General features: G+C 67.5%; 18 protein-coding genes. 15 read left to right on the forward strand and 3 right to left on the reverse strand.

Features of this window, described 5'->3' with window-relative positions; genetic code table 11:
- Window positions 1-106 precede the first annotated feature (106 nt).
- The 3 genes from ABIB54_RS06905 to dprA are packed head-to-tail and all read left to right on the forward strand — an operon-like array spanning window position 107 to window position 3,254.
- A complete protein-coding gene (locus tag ABIB54_RS06905) occupies window positions 107-463 on the forward strand; it encodes a YraN family protein (protein ID WP_354574779.1) in 357 nt (118 codons plus the stop codon).
- Complete coding sequence (locus tag ABIB54_RS06910) at window positions 463-1,992, forward strand: YifB family Mg chelatase-like AAA ATPase (protein WP_354574780.1); 1,530 nt, start codon at window positions 463-465, stop codon at window positions 1,990-1,992. Before ABIB54_RS06905 ends, ABIB54_RS06910 begins: the two co-directional genes overlap by 1 nt.
- A complete protein-coding gene (dprA, locus tag ABIB54_RS06915; RefSeq protein WP_354574781.1) occupies window positions 1,989-3,254 on the forward strand; it encodes a DNA-processing protein DprA in 1,266 nt (421 codons plus the stop codon). Before ABIB54_RS06910 ends, dprA begins: the two co-directional genes overlap by 4 nt.
- A 49-nt stretch (window positions 3,255-3,303) precedes the next feature.
- Here the strand turns inward: dprA and ABIB54_RS06920 are convergent, their stop codons facing one another.
- Window positions 3,304-3,543: a hypothetical protein gene (locus ABIB54_RS06920; protein WP_354574782.1), complete on the reverse strand. Its 240-nt coding sequence runs from the start codon at window positions 3,541-3,543 to the stop codon at window positions 3,304-3,306.
- Between the two features lie 161 nt (window positions 3,544-3,704).
- On the opposite strand from ABIB54_RS06920, the gene ABIB54_RS06925 reads away from it, so the two are divergent.
- Together ABIB54_RS06925 and ABIB54_RS06930 are read left to right on the forward strand one after the other, a co-directional pair.
- Window positions 3,705-4,664, forward strand: coding sequence for a metallophosphoesterase (locus tag ABIB54_RS06925; RefSeq protein ID WP_354574783.1), 960 nt, complete (start codon window positions 3,705-3,707; stop codon window positions 4,662-4,664).
- Window positions 4,665-4,792: 128 nt separating this feature from the next.
- Window positions 4,793-5,755: a tyrosine recombinase XerC gene (locus ABIB54_RS06930; protein WP_502917092.1), complete on the forward strand. Its 963-nt coding sequence runs from the start codon at window positions 4,793-4,795 to the stop codon at window positions 5,753-5,755.
- Window positions 5,756-5,843: 88 nt separating this feature from the next.
- Here the strand turns inward: ABIB54_RS06930 and ABIB54_RS06935 are convergent, their stop codons facing one another.
- Complete coding sequence (locus tag ABIB54_RS06935; protein ID WP_354574784.1) at window positions 5,844-6,200, reverse strand: hypothetical protein; 357 nt, start codon at window positions 6,198-6,200, stop codon at window positions 5,844-5,846.
- A gap of 29 nt (window positions 6,201-6,229) precedes the next feature.
- Complete coding sequence (locus ABIB54_RS06940) at window positions 6,230-6,727, reverse strand: M23 family metallopeptidase (protein WP_354574785.1); 498 nt, start codon at window positions 6,725-6,727, stop codon at window positions 6,230-6,232.
- Between the two features lie 376 nt (window positions 6,728-7,103).
- Between ABIB54_RS06940 and rpsB the strand changes: the two genes are divergently transcribed.
- The 10 genes from rpsB (at window position 7,104) to ABIB54_RS06990 (ending at window position 16,349) form a co-directional block, all read left to right on the forward strand.
- The gene (gene rpsB / locus ABIB54_RS06945) at window positions 7,104-8,219 is read left to right on the forward strand and encodes a 30S ribosomal protein S2 (RefSeq protein WP_354574786.1); all 1,116 of its coding nucleotides are present in this window, start codon (window positions 7,104-7,106) and stop codon (window positions 8,217-8,219) included.
- A gap of 11 nt (window positions 8,220-8,230) precedes the next feature.
- Window positions 8,231-9,058: a translation elongation factor Ts gene (gene tsf / locus ABIB54_RS06950; RefSeq protein ID WP_354574787.1), complete on the forward strand. Its 828-nt coding sequence runs from the start codon at window positions 8,231-8,233 to the stop codon at window positions 9,056-9,058.
- An 821-nt stretch (window positions 9,059-9,879) separates the two neighbouring features.
- Entirely contained in the window at window positions 9,880-10,593 is a 714-nt protein-coding gene (gene pyrH / locus ABIB54_RS06955; protein ID WP_354574788.1) for a UMP kinase, read from the forward strand.
- A gap of 68 nt (window positions 10,594-10,661) precedes the next feature.
- Window positions 10,662-11,216, forward strand: a complete 555-nt coding sequence (frr, locus tag ABIB54_RS06960) for a ribosome recycling factor (protein ID WP_354574789.1) — start codon at window positions 10,662-10,664, stop codon at window positions 11,214-11,216.
- Window positions 11,217-12,197 carry a phosphatidate cytidylyltransferase gene (locus ABIB54_RS06965; RefSeq protein WP_354574790.1) on the forward strand — a complete coding sequence of 327 codons (981 nt, stop codon included), beginning with the start codon at window positions 11,217-11,219 and terminating at the stop codon, window positions 12,195-12,197.
- A 35-nt stretch (window positions 12,198-12,232) separates the two neighbouring features.
- The gene (locus tag ABIB54_RS06970; protein ID WP_354574791.1) at window positions 12,233-12,784 is read left to right on the forward strand and encodes a DivIVA domain-containing protein; all 552 of its coding nucleotides are present in this window, start codon (window positions 12,233-12,235) and stop codon (window positions 12,782-12,784) included.
- A 121-nt stretch (window positions 12,785-12,905) separates the two neighbouring features.
- Complete coding sequence (locus ABIB54_RS06975) at window positions 12,906-13,463, forward strand: aggregation-promoting factor C-terminal-like domain-containing protein (RefSeq protein ID WP_354574792.1); 558 nt, start codon at window positions 12,906-12,908, stop codon at window positions 13,461-13,463.
- A 41-nt stretch (window positions 13,464-13,504) separates the two neighbouring features.
- Window positions 13,505-15,289 (forward strand): cation:proton antiporter, encoded by a 1,785-nt coding sequence (locus tag ABIB54_RS06980; RefSeq protein WP_354574793.1) that lies wholly within the window; start codon window positions 13,505-13,507, stop codon window positions 15,287-15,289.
- A 38-nt stretch (window positions 15,290-15,327) separates the two neighbouring features.
- Window positions 15,328-15,627, forward strand: coding sequence for an Rv1322 family protein (locus ABIB54_RS06985; protein WP_354574794.1), 300 nt, complete (start codon window positions 15,328-15,330; stop codon window positions 15,625-15,627).
- Complete coding sequence (locus ABIB54_RS06990; RefSeq protein ID WP_354574795.1) at window positions 15,624-16,349, forward strand: alpha/beta hydrolase; 726 nt, start codon at window positions 15,624-15,626, stop codon at window positions 16,347-16,349. Before ABIB54_RS06985 ends, ABIB54_RS06990 begins: the two co-directional genes overlap by 4 nt.
- The last annotated feature ends 4 nt before the right edge of the window (window positions 16,350-16,353 follow it).

Below are 16,353 nucleotides of genomic sequence, written 5' to 3' on the forward strand. Positions count from 1 at the left end.
GTGACCCCTCCTAAACACCCGTCTGCCGCTATCGCCAGTCCACCGATGGCCGAGCGGTGGGGCGCCGGGTCATCCGCCCGAGGCATCCTCTCCCCAGGAGGTGGCCATGGCTGCGAAAGACGTGTTGGGCAGGCGGGGGGAAGACCTCGCCGCTGCCTTCCTCACCGATGCCGGCTACCTCGTCGTCGATCGCAACTGGCGCTGCAGCCAGGGTGAGATCGACATCGTCGCGGTGGACGGGGCCGAGACGGTGTTCGTCGAGGTGAAGACACGCTCGAGCGTGGCGTTCGGGCATCCGTTCGAGGCCATCACCGTCCAGAAGCTCGCGAGGCTGCGGCGCCTCTCCGCCGCCTGGTGCGCAGTGCATCCCGGCGATCACCGGAACATTCGAATCGACGCCATCTCCGTGATCGCGCCCGTCATGGGGCCTCCGCAGATCGACCACCTGGAGCGGGTGTTCTGATGGCGATCGCGCATACGACCGCGGTGGCGCTCCTCGGTCTCACTGGCACGCTCGTGGATGTCGAGGCCGACATCTCGAGCAACCTCCCCTCCTTCGTGCTCATCGGCCTCCCCGATGCTGCCCTCAACGAAGCGAGAGATCGGGTTCGCGCCGCCGCGACGAATTCCGGATGCCCGCTGCCGAACCGCAAACTCACTGTCAATCTCTCGCCGGCCGCCCTTCCCAAACACGGATCGGGGTTCGACCTCGCGATCGCAATGGCGGTGCTCGCTGCGGCGGAGATGATCTCGCCCGACTCGGTCTCCCGGGTCGTGCACCTCGGTGAGCTTGGCCTCGACGGTCGGCTGCGACCGATCGCGGGCATCCTCCCGGCGGTTCTCGCCGCCTCCCGCGCGGGAGCAGCAATCGTCATGGTGCCCGCAGGCAACGCGGGGGAGGCGGGACTCGTGCCCGGGATCCGGGTCGTGCCCGTCGCTTCCCTGCGGGACGCCGCGATCTGGCACGGCGGCGCACTCGAGCCGGTCGAGGTCGAGGCGATCGAAGCGCCCCGCATCGACGAGCCGGTGGACGACGGTCTCGACCTCTCCGACATCGTCGGCAACGAGGATGCGATCGAGGCTCTCACCGTTGCGGCCGCGGGAGGGCACCACCTCTTCCTTCTCGGGCCTCCCGGCGCCGGAAAGACCATGCTCGCCGCCCGGCTCCCCGGGCTCCTTCCCGATCTCGGGGCCGAGGACGCGCTGGAGGTGAGCTCGATCCGCTCACTGGCGGGGCTTCCCGTGGGCGCGAGCCTTGCGCTGAGGCCACCGCTGGAATCCCCTCACCACACCGCCACGGCAGCGTCGCTGGTCGGGGGTGGAAGTGGTGTGATCCGTCCCGGGGCGGCAGCGCGCGCGTCACACGGAGTGCTGTTCCTCGACGAGGCTCCCGAGTTCCAACCGGCGGCACTCGACGCGCTGCGCCAACCGCTCGAGGCCGGCGTGGTCAGCATCCACCGGGCCAATGCGGTCGCACATTTTCCCGCCCGATTCCAACTCGTCATGGCGGCGAATCCGTGTCCGTGCGGACAGTACGGCGCCACCGACTCCGACTGTGTGTGCACTCCCCATGTGCGCCGCCGGTACCTCGCACGACTGTCGGGACCTCTGATGGATCGCATCGATATCCAGCTGCGTGTCAGCAGGGTCACGGCGGTGCGTCTCCGGCTCGGTGACGAAAACCCGAGCGCCTCCACGGCGGCAGCCCGCCGACGGGTGACGGATGCCCGGGCGGCCGCTGCCGAACGTCTCGCGGGCACACCATGGCGCCTCAACTCGCAGGTGCCCGGGGCGTGGTTGCGCAGCAGGGAACGGCGCCTCGGACCGGCGACGACCGCGTCGATCGACCGGGCTCTCGAACGAGGGGGTCTCACCATGCGTGGTTACGACCGGGTGCTCCGGCTCGGATGGTCGGTCGCCGACCTCGCCGAAGCGACCATCCCCACCGCCGACCACATCGGTCGTGCGCTCTATCTGAGGAGGGCACTGTGAAGCAGGCCATCGCGAGCACGGCCATCGAGAGAGGAACCACCATGAGCATGTTCGGACTGGACGGCGCCGAGATCACGGGCCTCGTGCGCATCCTCTGCCCAGATCCCGATCGCGGCACGGTGTGGGAGCTGTTCGCTCGCGCCAGCTGGACGGGCATCGCCGAACCCGGCGATCGCGCGGCCGGTGAACTCGTGGCCGCTCTCGGGCCGGACGGAGCGCTGGCGGCATTGGTCGAGGCGTGGCCTGTGGCCCGCATCACGGATGCCGCCTCCGCCGCCGGATCGGACCTCTCGGCCGCAGACATCGAATCCGCCCTCGCCCGCTGGAGCCCCCGGCTCAAGTCAGGGGTGGCACTCGTGGCTCTCCGGCAGGCCGTTCGTTTCGCGGTACAGCTCCTCGTGCCGGGTGACCCCTCCTGGCCGACCGGGGTCGACGACCTCGGTTCCCATGCCCCGATCGCCCTCTGGCTGCGGGGCAACGCGTCGGCGCTGGCCGCAGCGGAGCACTCGATCGCTCTCGTCGGAGCGCGTGCCGCGACCGGCTACGGCGAGCACATCACGATGGAGGCATCCGCGGGGCTCGTGGATCGCGGTTTTGCGATCATCTCCGGTGCCGCCTACGGCATCGACGGGATGGCACACCGTGCCGCGCTCGCGAGCTCTGGCCAGACCGTGGCGATCCTCGCCGGCGGTGTGGACCGGTTCTATCCCAGCGGCCACGACGCGTTGCTCGCCCGCATCGTCGAGGCCGGCGCCGTCATCTCCGAGTTGCCGTGCGGTTCTCCGCCGACGAAGTGGCGCTTCCTGCAACGCAACAGGTTGATCGCTGCGGCGAGCCAGGCGACCATAGTGCTCGAGGCGGGCTGGCGCTCGGGTTCGCTCAACACCGCCGGACACGCCGCGTCACTCGGTCGGCCCATCGGAGCGGTGCCCGGCCCGGTTACCTCGGCGGCATCCGCGGGCTGCCATCGGCTCATCCGGGACTATCTGGCGACCCTCGTGACATCCGCCGCCGAGATGGCCGAGCTGGTGCCCGGAGCGGAAGCGCAGGAAATCCCCGTCTCGGCGGACAGTCGTCCGGTCGCGAGCTCCCTGCGTGTTCGCCTCAGCGACGCACTCAGCGCTCGCGCGCCACGATCGGTGGACGACCTCGCTGCTCGGTCGGGCCTGTCCGTGGCAGAGGTGCAGGCCGAACTCGGATCAATGCAGATTGACGGCGAGGCCGCGGAGCGGGAACGGGGGTGGATCGCTCGCCATCCGTGACGGCGGCGCAATCGGTGCCTCACCGCGCATCGGTGGCCGAATCGGAGTTTCAGCGCCCGGGGGGACGACCGGCCGGCGGCGTGCTCTGCCTGTCCCTCCGAGACTGGTCTCTCCGATAGCGACGGACTGACGTGACCGCGCTCACGATCGCCAACGCGATGGCGAGAAGTCCGAGGAGCGCCCTTCCCGGCACAAGGAGGAGGATCGAAACACCCACTGCGATGAGGATCACGGGCGCAGTAAGGAGCACAGGGTTGAATCGGTCTGTGTCGGCGGTCGGTTCGGTCATGGGCCAATCATGTCGTGCAATCGACGAGATGGCGCTCCTCCCTCGATCCCCGCAGCCCCGTTCGGCCCCACGCCGGGGGATCGACGCCGGCGGATCGACGCCGGCGGATCGACACCAACGACCCGCCACCGACCTGCGGGCCGCCACTCTAGGGTGGAGTGGTGATCCAGTTCGGACAGTACGCCGCACCCACGCACGTGATCGCTCACCTCAGCGATACCCATTTCCTCGGCGCCGATGAACGGGGCGGCGCGCGAGCGCTCTACGGGAAGATCGACACCCATCGCAACCTGCGGCGGGCGTTGGAGCAGTTGGAGCGATCAGGGACCACTCCCGCGGCCATCGTCTTCACCGGTGATCTCACCGACCTGGCCGAAGAGGATGCCTACCGAGAACTTCGCCAGATCGTCGAGCCGGCGGCGGCGCGGATGGGCTCAACTGTCGTTTGGGTGATGGGAAATCACGACGAGCGGCAGCGGTTCGCCAAAGACCTCTACGACGAGCGCCCGACAGGGGATGCCACCCCACGACCGCAGAACCGCGTCCACGACATCGACGGGCTGCGCATCATCGCGTTCGACAGCACGGTGCCGGGATTCCACCATGGGGACATCACCGTCGAACAGCGTGAATGGCTCGCCAGCGAGCTTTCGACCGTCGCTCCCCACGGCACTCTTCTCGCCCTCCATCACCCACCGATCCCGACGCCGATCGACCTCATGGCGCTGCTCGAACTGCGGGGCCAACCGGCGCTGGCCGAGGTGATCCGAGGCACGGATGTGCGCGGTATCCTCGCCGGCCACCTCCACTACGCCACGCACAGCACCTTCGCCGGAATCCCCGTCTCGGTCGCCGCAGCAACCTGTTACACGATGGACTTGAGCGCGCCGGCGCACGCCCTGTCGGGCATCGATGGAGGACAGTCGTTCAACCTGCTTCAGGTCTATGACGAGCAGATCGTGCACTCGGTGGTTCCGATCGGCGAACACGCTCAGGTGAGTGGCTTCAGTTCCGGATTCGTGGAGAGGATGGCTGCCCTCAGCCCGGACCGACGTCTCGACATCTTCTCGAACAAGTCCTCCACCGTGTCGATCGCGGATGTGGAGGAGGGGCGCGCCTGAGCCCGCCGCACTCCTTCAGCGATCCCGCGGCGGTGATCGACATCCGCGGCTGTGCCTGCGGCGATGCGTGTGACGGAAGGACGCACTCAAGCCGCGCGCGAGCGGGTCATCCGCCGGAAATCATCGCCGTGCAGCACGCGCGAGCGGGTCATCCGCCGGAAATCATCGCCGTGCAGCACGATGGAGACGTGCAACTGCAACGCGCTGTCGACGACTTCACGGTGTACCTCGCCGCCGAGCGGGGCTTCAGCGCGCACACCGTGCGGTCCTATCGCTCGGATCTCGGCCAGCTCAGAGCCTTCGCTCACGCTCGTGGGGTCGAGGAGGCAGATCAGGTCTCCCTCGAGCTGCTGCGGGACTGGCTCTGGCAGGGTTCCCAGGCCGGCCTGGCGCGGTCAACTCTCGCTCGACGGTCGGCGGCGGTACGCGGACTCACCTCGTGGCTTGCGAAGACCGACCGCGTGACCGGCGACACAGCATCCCGGCTCAAGTCCCCTCGCTCCGACCATCACCTTCCCCGCGTTCTCACCGGTGCGCAGATGGAAGGGATCCTTCGGACCCTCGAAGAGCGCGCCGCGACCGACGATCCGGAGGCCGTACGCGACCTCGCCGTGATCGAACTCCTCTATGCATCGGCACTTCGGGTGAGCGAGGTCACCGGTCTCAATATCTCCCGTGTCGACTTCGAGCGACTGACGGTGCGGGTCACCGGCAAGGGATCCAAGGAACGTGTGGTGCCGTTCGGGGTTCCCGCCAAGCGGGCGATCGAGCGGTATCTCGCCGTCGCCCGCCCCGTTCTGGCGGCGGGCACGACGGAGGCTCTCTTCCTCTCCGGACGGGGAGCGCGCCTCGGCACCCGAGCCGTCTACTCCCTCGTGTCGACGCTGCTGTCCACCATCCCGGGCACCGGACCGTCCGGTCCGCACGCCCTACGGCACACGGCTGCCACCCACCTGCTCGACGGGGGCGCCGACCTCCGCGCGGTGCAGGAGATGCTGGGCCACGCAAGCCTCGGCACGACCCAGATCTATACTCACGTCTCGGCGGAGCGGCTCAAGGAGAGCTATCGATCGGCGCATCCGCGCGCGTGATATCGGTGGTCTCCGGCCGCCGGCCGCCGGCGTACGCGGACGACGACCGACACGTTGCGGAGCGAACCCGTCGCCTGGCGACACCGAGTCAGCTGTCGACGACCCCCACGAAGACGCCGCCGATCTCGTCGAATTCCTGGCGGGCGAGTCCGGCCGCCGGCTCGGGCAGGTCCCAGATGTCGTGGTCTGAGCAGCTGAGGTAGGTGAACTGCGGCCACCATTTCTTGGGGCGCGCTGATTCTGTGCGACCACAGATGTCGCAGGTCAGCTGTACCCAGACCGGTCGGCGCCCCGTGCGATTCGCCCGGGACTGCAGCAGCCACGCCGGCGGATCCGATTCGAGCGCCGCGAGATCCTCTTCCGAGATCCAGCCGGGGATGTCATGGCGTTGTGCCATCTCGAGCGGGATATCGAGGCGCTGGGCGGCATCGCGTCGGCTGATCATTGTTCCAACGATAGTCATCGTGTGGGGCGTCACGGCGGCCGGTCCAGTGCTCGCGTCGGCAGCAACACCGATCGCGGAATGCCTCCGAGGTAGTTGAGTGGCGAGACATACTCCCCGTAGCGACGGACGCCGAAGTGCAGGCACGCTGAACTGCAATGACCGGAGAGCAGGTGCCCGACGATCTGCCCGCGAAGAATCGCTGTGCCCGCCGGCAGCGCGGATTCCACGGGTTCGTAGCTGGAGACCACCCCATCCGCATGCCGGATCGAGAGGACGGGTCGATCGACGACCACGCCGGCGAAGTACACGACGCCCTCATCCGGCGCCCTCACCGCGGACCCCTCCGTCGCGGCGATGTCGATTCCCCGGTGACCGGCGGCGTAGGGGGTTGCTGGTGCGATGAAGGGCTTCACGATCGGATGAGGCGCAGCAACCGGCCAGGCCCAGTTGGTGGTCGCCCCCGCCGCGGCATGCGCCACTGCCGGCACGGGGGAGACCGATGCCGACAGCAGAACACTCAGGATCACCAGGCGACTAAGCCTGGTCGGCCGGGCGGCCGCGAACGGGGACAACACCCGAACAGCATCCCCGAGGAGAGCGCGCGCGGCACGCGGCATCCCTCAATCTGGAAGGGGAACGGCGAGCCAGCGCGTGGGGGAGGAGGGGAGCGGATGAACTGCGCCCGGTGATACACTTTCCGAAGCATCCCGCTCTGGCGGGGTGACTACGCGTGCCCACTGCATCTTCGGATGCGGCACTCCTCCACCAGTCTCCACCCGCACAAGCGGGTCGGGCGGACGTGTGCCGGGCACCAGGATTGGCCGCCGACCGGCGGTCATAACGAACTGAAATAGCGTCATGCCGTGCCCGGAAGGGCGTGTGACGCAGATAAGGAGACGGCTCATGGCCGTTGTAACCATCCGCCAGCTGCTCGACAGCGGCGTGCACTTCGGACACCAGACCCGCCGCTGGAACCCGAAGATGAAGCGATTCATCCTGACCGAGCGTTCGGGCAGCCACATCATCGACCTGCAGCAGTCGCTGCAGTACATCGACAAGACCTATGACTACGTCAAGGAGACGGTCGCCCACGGCGGCACCATCCTCTTCGTCGGCACCAAGAAGCAGGCCCAGGGATCGATCGCGGAGCAGGCGCAGCGCGTCGGCCAGCCCTTCGTGAACCAGCGCTGGCTCGGTGGACTCCTCACCAACTTCCAGACGGTTTCCAAGCGTCTCGCCCGCATGAAGGAACTCGAGGAGATCGACTTCGACGACACCACGCGCGGCTACACCAAGAAGGAGCTGCTCATCCAGCGTCGCGAGCTCGTGAAGCTGCAGCGCTCGCTCGGCGGTATCCGCAACCTCACGAAGACCCCGTCCGCGATCTGGATCGTCGACACCAAGAAGGAGCACCTCGCGATCGACGAGGCGCACAAGCTCGGTATCCCGGTCATCGCGATCCTCGACACCAACTGCGACCCCGACGAGGTCCAGTACCCCATCCCGGGTAATGACGACGCGATCCGTTCCGTCGGACTACTCACCCGCATCATTGCGGATGCCGCGGCCGAGGGCCTCATCCAGCGCCACCAGAAGGCGGAAGAGGGCACGGGTAACGTCTCCGCCGTCGAGCCGCTCGCCGAGTGGGAAGCGGAACTCCTCGGAGCATCCGAGACCCCGTCCACCGAGGCCGAGAAGATCGAGGCCGTCGATGGTCTCGTCACCTCGACCGAGTCGAACACCGCGGCTGTCGCCGAGGTCATCGCCTCCGAGGTTCCGGTCGAAGAGAACGACGCGGATGCCGTCGTCGCCGAGCACGAGGCCGCCGCTGACGCGACCATCGTCCCCGAGCACCACGTCGTGTCCGACGAGGAGGCCGAGGCGAAGATCGAGGCCGAGGCCACCGACGCCGAGAAGGCTCACCCCGCCGACGACAAGACCTCGGATGACAAGAAGGCCGACAAGAAGCCGGCCGCATCGAAGCCTGCTGCAGCAAAGCCTGCTGCCGCCAAGAAGTAAGGGAAGCCGACATGGCAGATTTCAGCCTTGAAGACCTCAAGACCCTGCGCGAGCGCCTCGGCACCGGCATGGTCGAAACCAAGAACGCCCTCGTCGAAGCCGGCGGTGACCTCGACAAGGCCACCGAGCTGCTGCGTCTGAAGGGTGCCAAGGGCAATGCCAAGCGCGCCGACCGCTCCACCAGCGAGGGACTCGTCGCCGCGAAGGAGAACGGCGCGACCACGACGCTCATCGAGCTGTCGTGCGAGACCGACTTCGTCGCGAAGGGTGCGAAGTTCGTGACCCTGGGCAACACTGTTCTCGACGCGATCGTCGCGGCCGGGGCATCCACTCCCGAAGAGGGCCTCGCTGCCTCCGTCGGCTCGGAGACCGTTGCCGACCTGATCAGCAACGAAGCGGCCATCCTCGGCGAGAAGATCGTTCTCCGCCGTGTCGCCGTCATCTCGGGCGAGAAGTTCGCCGTGTACCTGCACAAGACCAACAAGGACCTGCCTCCGCAGGTCGGCGTCGTCGTCGGATACTCGGGTGACGATGCGGAGACCGCCCGCAGCATCGCGCAGCACATCTCGTTCGCCGACCCGCTGTACCTGAGCCGCGACGAGGTTCCGGCCGAGCAGGTCGAGTCCGAGCGTCGCATCGTCGAGGAGATCAGCCGCGGCGAGGGCAAGCCTGAGGCCGCCCTTCCGAAGATCATCGAGGGTCGCGTGAACGGCTTCTTCAAGCAGGTTGTGCTCCCCGAGCAGGACTACGCGCGCGACAACAAGCAGTCCGTCGCCACCGTGCTGAAGGATGCCGGACTCACCGTGACCGGGTTCGCCCGCTTCAAGGTCGGCGCCTAACCCTCCTGCAACACCTCCAAGGAGCCCGGATCGCGTATGCGGTCCGGGCTCCTTCGTGTGCGCCCCGGACGCGCGCTCGCGCGCACGCCAGGGTGGATGACGCGTGCTCATTGCCGCGTCCTGTCGGTTCGAGTCGGGGGTTGTTGCGACTTCGGGGTGGGTGAGCCCGCATGTTCTCCCGAGTGGATGCGTCGGGGTGTGGGGGTCTGAGTCCTGTCGGTTCGAGTCGGGGGTTGTTGCGACTTGGGGGTGGGTGAGCCCGCATGTACTCCCGAGTGGATGCGTCGGGGTGTGGGGATCCGCGACCCGTCGGTTCGAGTCGGGGGTTGTTGCGACTTCGGGGTGGGTGAGCCCGCCTGTACTCCCGAGTGGATGCGTCGGGGTGTGGGGATCTGCGTCCTGTCGGTTCGAGTCGGGGGTTGTTGCGACTTCGGGGTGGGTGAGCCCGAATGTACTCCCGAGTGGATGCGTCGGGGTGTGGGGATCTGCGTCCTGTCGGTTCGAGTCGGGAGTTGTTGCGACTTCGGGGTGTGTGAGCCCGCATCTACTCCCGACTCGATATCGATGGAGCATTGTCGCGGAAGAGCGAGGGAGGCCGCACCGGGGAAGTGCCCGAGCGGGGCATGCCTGGCGCGGGAGGCCACCCGCCGCGCCCCACCCGCACCCGGCGCCACACCCGCCGCCCCCGCACCCCACCCACCCCGGCACCCCACCCACCCACCCACCCACCCACCCCGGCACCCCACCACACCCACAACTCCACGCGCCCGCCCGCCCGGCCATCCGGTAGCCTGAACAGGGCCACAAATGAAGGAGCAGGCATGACAGACGCGCGCAAGAGACGGGTTCTGCTGAAGCTCTCCGGAGAATCCTTCGGCGGAGGCTCCCTCGGTGTTAATCCCGATGTGGTGAGTTCGCTTGCGAAGGAGATCGCGGCGGCGGCGACGGATGTCGAGGTCGCCATCGTCGTCGGAGGCGGCAACTTCTTCCGGGGTGCAGAACTCAGCCAGCGCGGCATGGACCGTGGGCGGGCCGACTACATGGGCATGCTCGGCACCGTGATGAACGCGCTCGCCCTTCAGGACTTCCTCGAGCAGGCCGGGGCGGCCACCCGCGTGCAGTCCGCCATCTCGATGACCCAGGTCGCCGAGCCGTATATCCCTCGTCGAGCCGAACGTCACCTCGAGAAGGGTCGGGTCGTCATCTTCGGCGCCGGCGCGGGTCTGCCGTACTTCTCCACCGACACCGTCGCGGCCCAGCGGGCTCTCGAGATCAGCGCGGATGTGGTGCTCCTGGCCAAGAACGGCGTCGACGGCGTGTACGACTCAGATCCTCGCACCAACAGCGACGCGAAGAAGCTGGAGCACGTCACCTACCAGGAGGCCCTCGTCAAGGGCCTCAAGGTCGTCGACTCGACGGCGTTCAGCCTCTGCATGGACAACAAGATGCCCATGGTCGTCTTCGGTATGGAACCGCACGGCAACGTGACCGCCGCCATCCGCGGCGACCGTCTCGGCACCCTCGTGTCCAACTAGCTGGTCTCGCGCAAACGCGTCTCCAACTAAACTCAAACAAGTCCGATCCCCCTCGAAGGAGACCTCTCGTGATTTTCGATGTGCTGGCAGAAGCCAAAGACAAGATGCACAAGTCCGTCGAAGCCGCGAAAGACGACTTCAGCAACGTGCGCACCGGCCGCGCCAACCCGGCTCTGTTCCAGAAGATCCTCGTGGACTACTACGGCACCCCGACACCCCTCGGACAGCTCGCGGGGATGAACAACCCCGAAGCCCGCACCCTCGTGATCACGCCCTACGACAAGGGTGCCCTCAAGGAGATCGAACGCGCGATCGCCACCGCGCCGAACCTCGGAGCGAACGTCGGTAACGACGGCACGATCATCCGCGCGACGCTGCCGGAGCTCACCGAGGAACGTCGCCGCGAGTTCGTGAAGATCGTGCGGGCCAAGGGCGAGGATTCCAAGGTCTCGATCCGCAACATCCGTCGCAAGGCGAAAGACGATCTCGATGCTCTCAAGTCCGAGGTCGGCGACGACGAAGTTGCCCGGGGTGAGAAGGAGCTCGAGTCGGTGACGAAGACGCACATCGACGCCATCGAGGATGCCCTGAAGAAGAAGGAAGCCGAGCTGCTCGAGGTTTGAATGACTGAACCAGGCGAGGGAGAAACGGCGAAGAAGAGTCGCGGTCGAGCCAAGCGCGACGAGATCGAGGCGCGCGCTCACGTGCTCGAAGAAGAGTTCAAGGCGCAGGTCGCGGCCACCCGCGCGCAGATCGATGCCACCACGGTGAAGATCGAGGCGCGCACCGGTCGAAACCTGCCGCTCGCCATCCTCATCGGGGTGGGCCTCGGCGTGTTGCTCATCGGCAGCCTCATCTTCATCAAGGCGCTGTTCATGATCTTCACAGGCGCCCTCATCGCGTTCACGACCTTCGAGCTCGCGAGCGCTCTGCGGTTCGCCGGACGTGACGTGCCGCGCTGGCCCAGCGTCGTCGCGGGGCTCGCCTCGGTGCCGGCTGCGTTCTACCTCGGCGACCAGGGCCGTTGGCTTGTCATCCTCGGCGGCATCGTCTTCGTGGCCGTCTGGCGGCTGGCCGAGAGTCTCGGCAGCAACCACAAAGCCAACGCGCAGGAGCTGTGGAAGGATGTCGCGGCCGGCACCTTCATCCAGGTCTATGTGCCATTCCTCGGCAGCTTCGCCGTGCTTCTCGCCGCGCAAAAGGGCGGAGAGTGGTGGGCCCTCGCCTTCCTTCTCGTCGTGATCTCCGTGGACATCGGGGCCTACGCCTCCGGCCTGCTGTTCGGGAAACATGCCATGGCACCGCGAATCAGCCCGAAGAAGACCTGGGAGGGCTTCGCCGGATCGGTGCTCACCGCTCTCGTCGCCGGCGTGATCGTCTCACTGTTCATGCTTCAGGAGCAGTGGTGGTTCGGCCTCATCTTTGGGGCGGTGATGGTGTTCACCGGCACCATCGGTGACCTCACCGAGTCGCTCATCAAGCGCGACCTCGGCATCAAGGACATCAGCACCTGGCTGCCAGGGCACGGGGGCTTCCTCGACCGGCTCGACTCGATCCTGCCGAGCGCGGCCGCGGCCTACGTACTGTTCGTGATCTTCAGCTGACCGCTTTCGCCTGACGCGTAAGGCACAATGGTCGCGTGAGTACAACGTTCCCCCGCATCCGCAAGTCCCGCCGCGGCTACAGCGTCGACCAGGTCGAGGACTTCCTCGAGGAGGCGCGTCGCGCGTACTCCGCCGACTCGACCGAGCCAACGGTGGTCAACGCCACCGACATCCGCCGCATGGCCTTCTCGCTCGAGAAGGGCGGCTACTCGCCTTCCCACGTGGATGCGGCGCTCGAGCGACTCGAGGATGCCTTCGCCAGCCGAGAGCGGGAGCGGGCCATCCAGGAGCGCGGGGACGAAGCCTGGTACACCGAGGCCCGCAGCATCGCGCGGGAGATCCTCGATCGCCTCGCCCGACCCGCCGGCCACCGCTTCGACCGGGTGGGATTCCTCGCCAACGGCTACCACCGGGCCGATGTCGATGCCTTCGCCACCCGCCTCACCAACTACTTCCAGGATGGTCGTCCGATGAGCATCGACGAGGTGCGCACCGTGGCGTTCCGCCCGAAGAAGGGCGGCTATCGCGAAGCGCAGGTTGACCTGCTTCTGGATGCGGTCATCAACGTGATGCTGGCGGTCCGCTGACCGCGGATGGGCTTTTTGCCGTCTCGTCGGCTAAACTCTTTCTTCTATGGGTAGGCGATCGCAGGATTCCTCGCCCCAGGCCGCATCACGTCGAGCCGGGGTCGCTGCTCAGGGGCACCAATTGCGCACACGCCGCCTGCTCCCGATCTTCAGCTTCCTCGCCGCGGCCGGCCTGATTCTGGCGCTGACCATCGCGCCCGACCAGGTGCAGAATTCCTTCGCTGTGACCCAGTCGACCAAGGGTCCGGTTCAGACCTTGGAGATCGCGGACGTCACGCGAATCACCGTCGTTCGCGACACCTACAAGGTGACCGCGAAGAAGAAAGAGCCGGTCATCGTCGTGCGGGCCGCGGGCGCACCGGCCGTGGGAACGCCGGATCCGGGATCGGCCCAGGCCATCGGCCACGACATGGTTCTCGCTCGCGGCTGGGGTGAAGACCAGTTCGCCTGCCTCGTCTCGCTGTTCAACCGTGAGTCGCACTGGAACGTGTACGCGGCCAACCCGAGCGGTGCCTACGGCATCCCCCAGGCGCTCCCGGGCTCGAAGATGGCCTCCGCGGGCGCCGACTGGGCCACCAACCCCGCCACCCAGATCTCCTGGGGGCTCGGGTACATCGCGGCTCGCTACGGCACGCCCTGTGGCGCGTGGGGACACAGCCAGTCAACCGGCTGGTACTGACCCGCTCTGAACGCGCCCATCGCCGCCGATAACATGGCCTGATGGACTCCCCGCAATTCGCCCAGTACGCCGTGCTGGGGGTCATCGGCATAGTCACGATCGTCGCCGTCGCGGCCTTCTCGAAGAAGCTCGGGGTCGCCGCGCCCCTCATCCTGGTGGTGCTCGGCATCGGTGGAAGCTACCTTCCGGGCTTCCCCGCCGACTTCGCGCTTCCCCCGCAGATCATCCTCGTCGGCCTGTTGCCGCCGCTGCTGTATTCCGCGGCGATCAACGTGCCCCTCGTCGACTTCCGACGCAACCTGAACACGATCTCCGCGCTATCGGTCCTGCTCGTGGTGGCATCCGCGTTCATCACCGGTTCGCTGCTCTACCTGATCTTCCCCGACCTCAACTTCGCCGCCGCCGTCGCGCTCGGCGCCGTCATCAGCCCGACGGATGCCGTCGCCGCCACCTCGCTCGGAAAGCGACTCGGGCTTCCTCCTCGGCTGATCACGATCCTCGAGGGCGAAAGCCTGGTCAACGACGCGACAGCGCTCGTGCTGCTGCGGTCGGCCGTCGCGGCCGCCTCGGCGATCGTCGCCGGGGTCACGACGGTCAACATCGGGGGAGTGGTCGCCGACTTCGGCTACGCGGTGGTCGTGGCCATCGTCGTTGGCCTCGTGATCGGTTTCGTCACGGTGTTCCTGCGGTCGAAGCTGCGGGACCCGGTGCTCGACACCGCGATCTCCTTCGCGGTGCCGTTCATCGCGTTCATCCCGGCCGAGGAGCTTGGCGCATCGGGAGTGCTTGCCGTCGTGGTCGCGGGCTTGTATGCCGGACACAGCAGCGCGCGCCACTTCACCCCGCAGGCACGCATCAGCGAGCGACTCAATTGGCGCACGGCACAGTTCGTCGTGGAGAACGGGGTCTTCCTCCTCATGGGGCTGCAGATCCGCCGGATCGTGGAGTCGGTGGATCCGAAGCTGTTCCCCGCGATCGACTCGTTCTACGTCGGACTGCTGATGACCGCGGTGATCATCGTCATCCGATTCCTCTTCGTGGGTCCATTGCTGCTGTGGCAGCAGCGTCACACCGAGCACAAAGAGCGCAGAAACCGCCGCTTCGCCCAGGCCATCGAACGGGTGAGGGGCCGAGCCAGCCAGGATGCCCGGCTCGAGCGCAGCCGACAGCGCGCCACCCGGGTCTACAACCGTCGGGCGACAGATCTCACGCGGTTGCGCGAAGAGGGCTTCGGGTGGAGGAGCGGAGTCATTCTGTCCTGGTCCGGGATGCGCGGGGTCGTCACGCTCGCAGCGGCACAGTCGCTGCCCGCTGACGGCAGTTTCCCCTACCGGGAGCAGCTCATCCTCGTGGCCTTCACCGTGGCGATCACGACGCTGCTGTTGCAGGGTGGCACCCTTCCGTGGCTCATCCGCGCCAGCGGTATCCGCGGCACGGACCGGGCCGCAGACCGTCGGGAATTGGCAACCCTCCTGGACGCGATGAGCGATGCCGGCGTAGCTGTGCTGGAGAGCCCGCGACTCGAGCTGCCGGGCGACGAGGTCGTGGCTCCGGAGGTCATCGAGCGGGTTCGTCACGACACCCTGCTCGGCGCAGAATCGGCGTGGGAACGCGCCGAGCACGGAGCGGGCGCCGACGCGCTCGTGAATTCTCCGCACCAGCAGTATCGGACGCTGCGACGCGAAGTGCTTCAGGCCGAGCGGGAGGCGCTCCTCGACGCGCGCAGCGCCGGAACCTATGCCTCGCGCGTCCTCTCCCGCGCACAGGCGATGCTCGATCTCGAAGAGACCAGGCTCGAGCAGATCGACAATCCCAGCGGCTCATAGGGGCGACCGCAGCCGTCGGCACTGGTTAGGGTTGACGTATGCCCCGCTCGAACCGCCCCCGTGGACCGCGCGCCGGGGCAGGGGGCGACGAGGAGTACGACATCTCGCGGGCACTCTTCGGCAGCCTGCGCACCGAATCCCGTCGCGACGGCCTCTGGAATGTGCAATCGATCTCCGCCGCATCGGCGAGCAAGAGCTACACCTGCCCGGGCTGCGGACTCGAAATCGCCCCCGGCACGGCCCACCTCGTCGCCTGGCGGGCGGATGGGCTGATGGGCGAGGCCGAGGACCTGGCGGCCCGCCGACACTGGCACTCGCACTGTTGGAAGATCAAGTGACGGCCGTCGAGATCCGCGGCGGGGTGGAGCTGCCCGCCCGGCGCGAAGAGGTGGAGCTTCACACCGCCGATGGCCTCACTCTGGTCGGCGAACTCTCGCTGCCCCTCGACCGTGACCCGGTCGCGACGATCGTCGCCCTGCATCCGCTGCCCACCGCCGGGGGGTTCATGGACTCGCACATCATCCGCAAGATGGCCGGACGATTGCCCGCCCTCGCGGACCTCGCCGTTCTGCGGTTCAATTTTCGCGGCGTCTCCTCACCCCGAGGCACGTCGGGGGGATCCTTCGGCGAAGGCATCGACGAACGGCACGACCTCCAGGCCGCCATGGACCTCGTCGCGGCGCGCGGACTGCCCCACCCGTGGCTCCTCGGATGGTCGTTCGGCACCGAGGTGGTGCTGAAATACGGGCTGGAGCATCCCGTCGAGGGAGCGATCCTGCTCTCCCCACCGCTGCACCGGGCGACGGATGCCGAAATCGCCGCCTGGGCCGGGAGCGGCAAGCGACTGGTCGCGCTCATCCCCGAATTCGACGACTACCTTCGCCCGGCCGAGGCGGCCGCCCGATTCGCGATAGTGCCCGAGATCGACCTCGTGGCGGTCGAGGGGGGCAAACACCTCTGGGTGGGGGAGTCTCAGACCCGCCGGGTGCTCACCGAGGTGGTCCAGCGGCTCAACCCGGCCGCGCTTCCCCTCCCCGAGGTGTGGCACCCGACGGTCTGAGACC

Origin of the sequence: Frigoribacterium sp. UYMn621 (genome assembly GCF_040549525.1) — a bacterium.
In the GTDB taxonomy this organism is placed as follows: domain Bacteria; phylum Actinomycetota; class Actinomycetes; order Actinomycetales; family Microbacteriaceae; genus Lacisediminihabitans.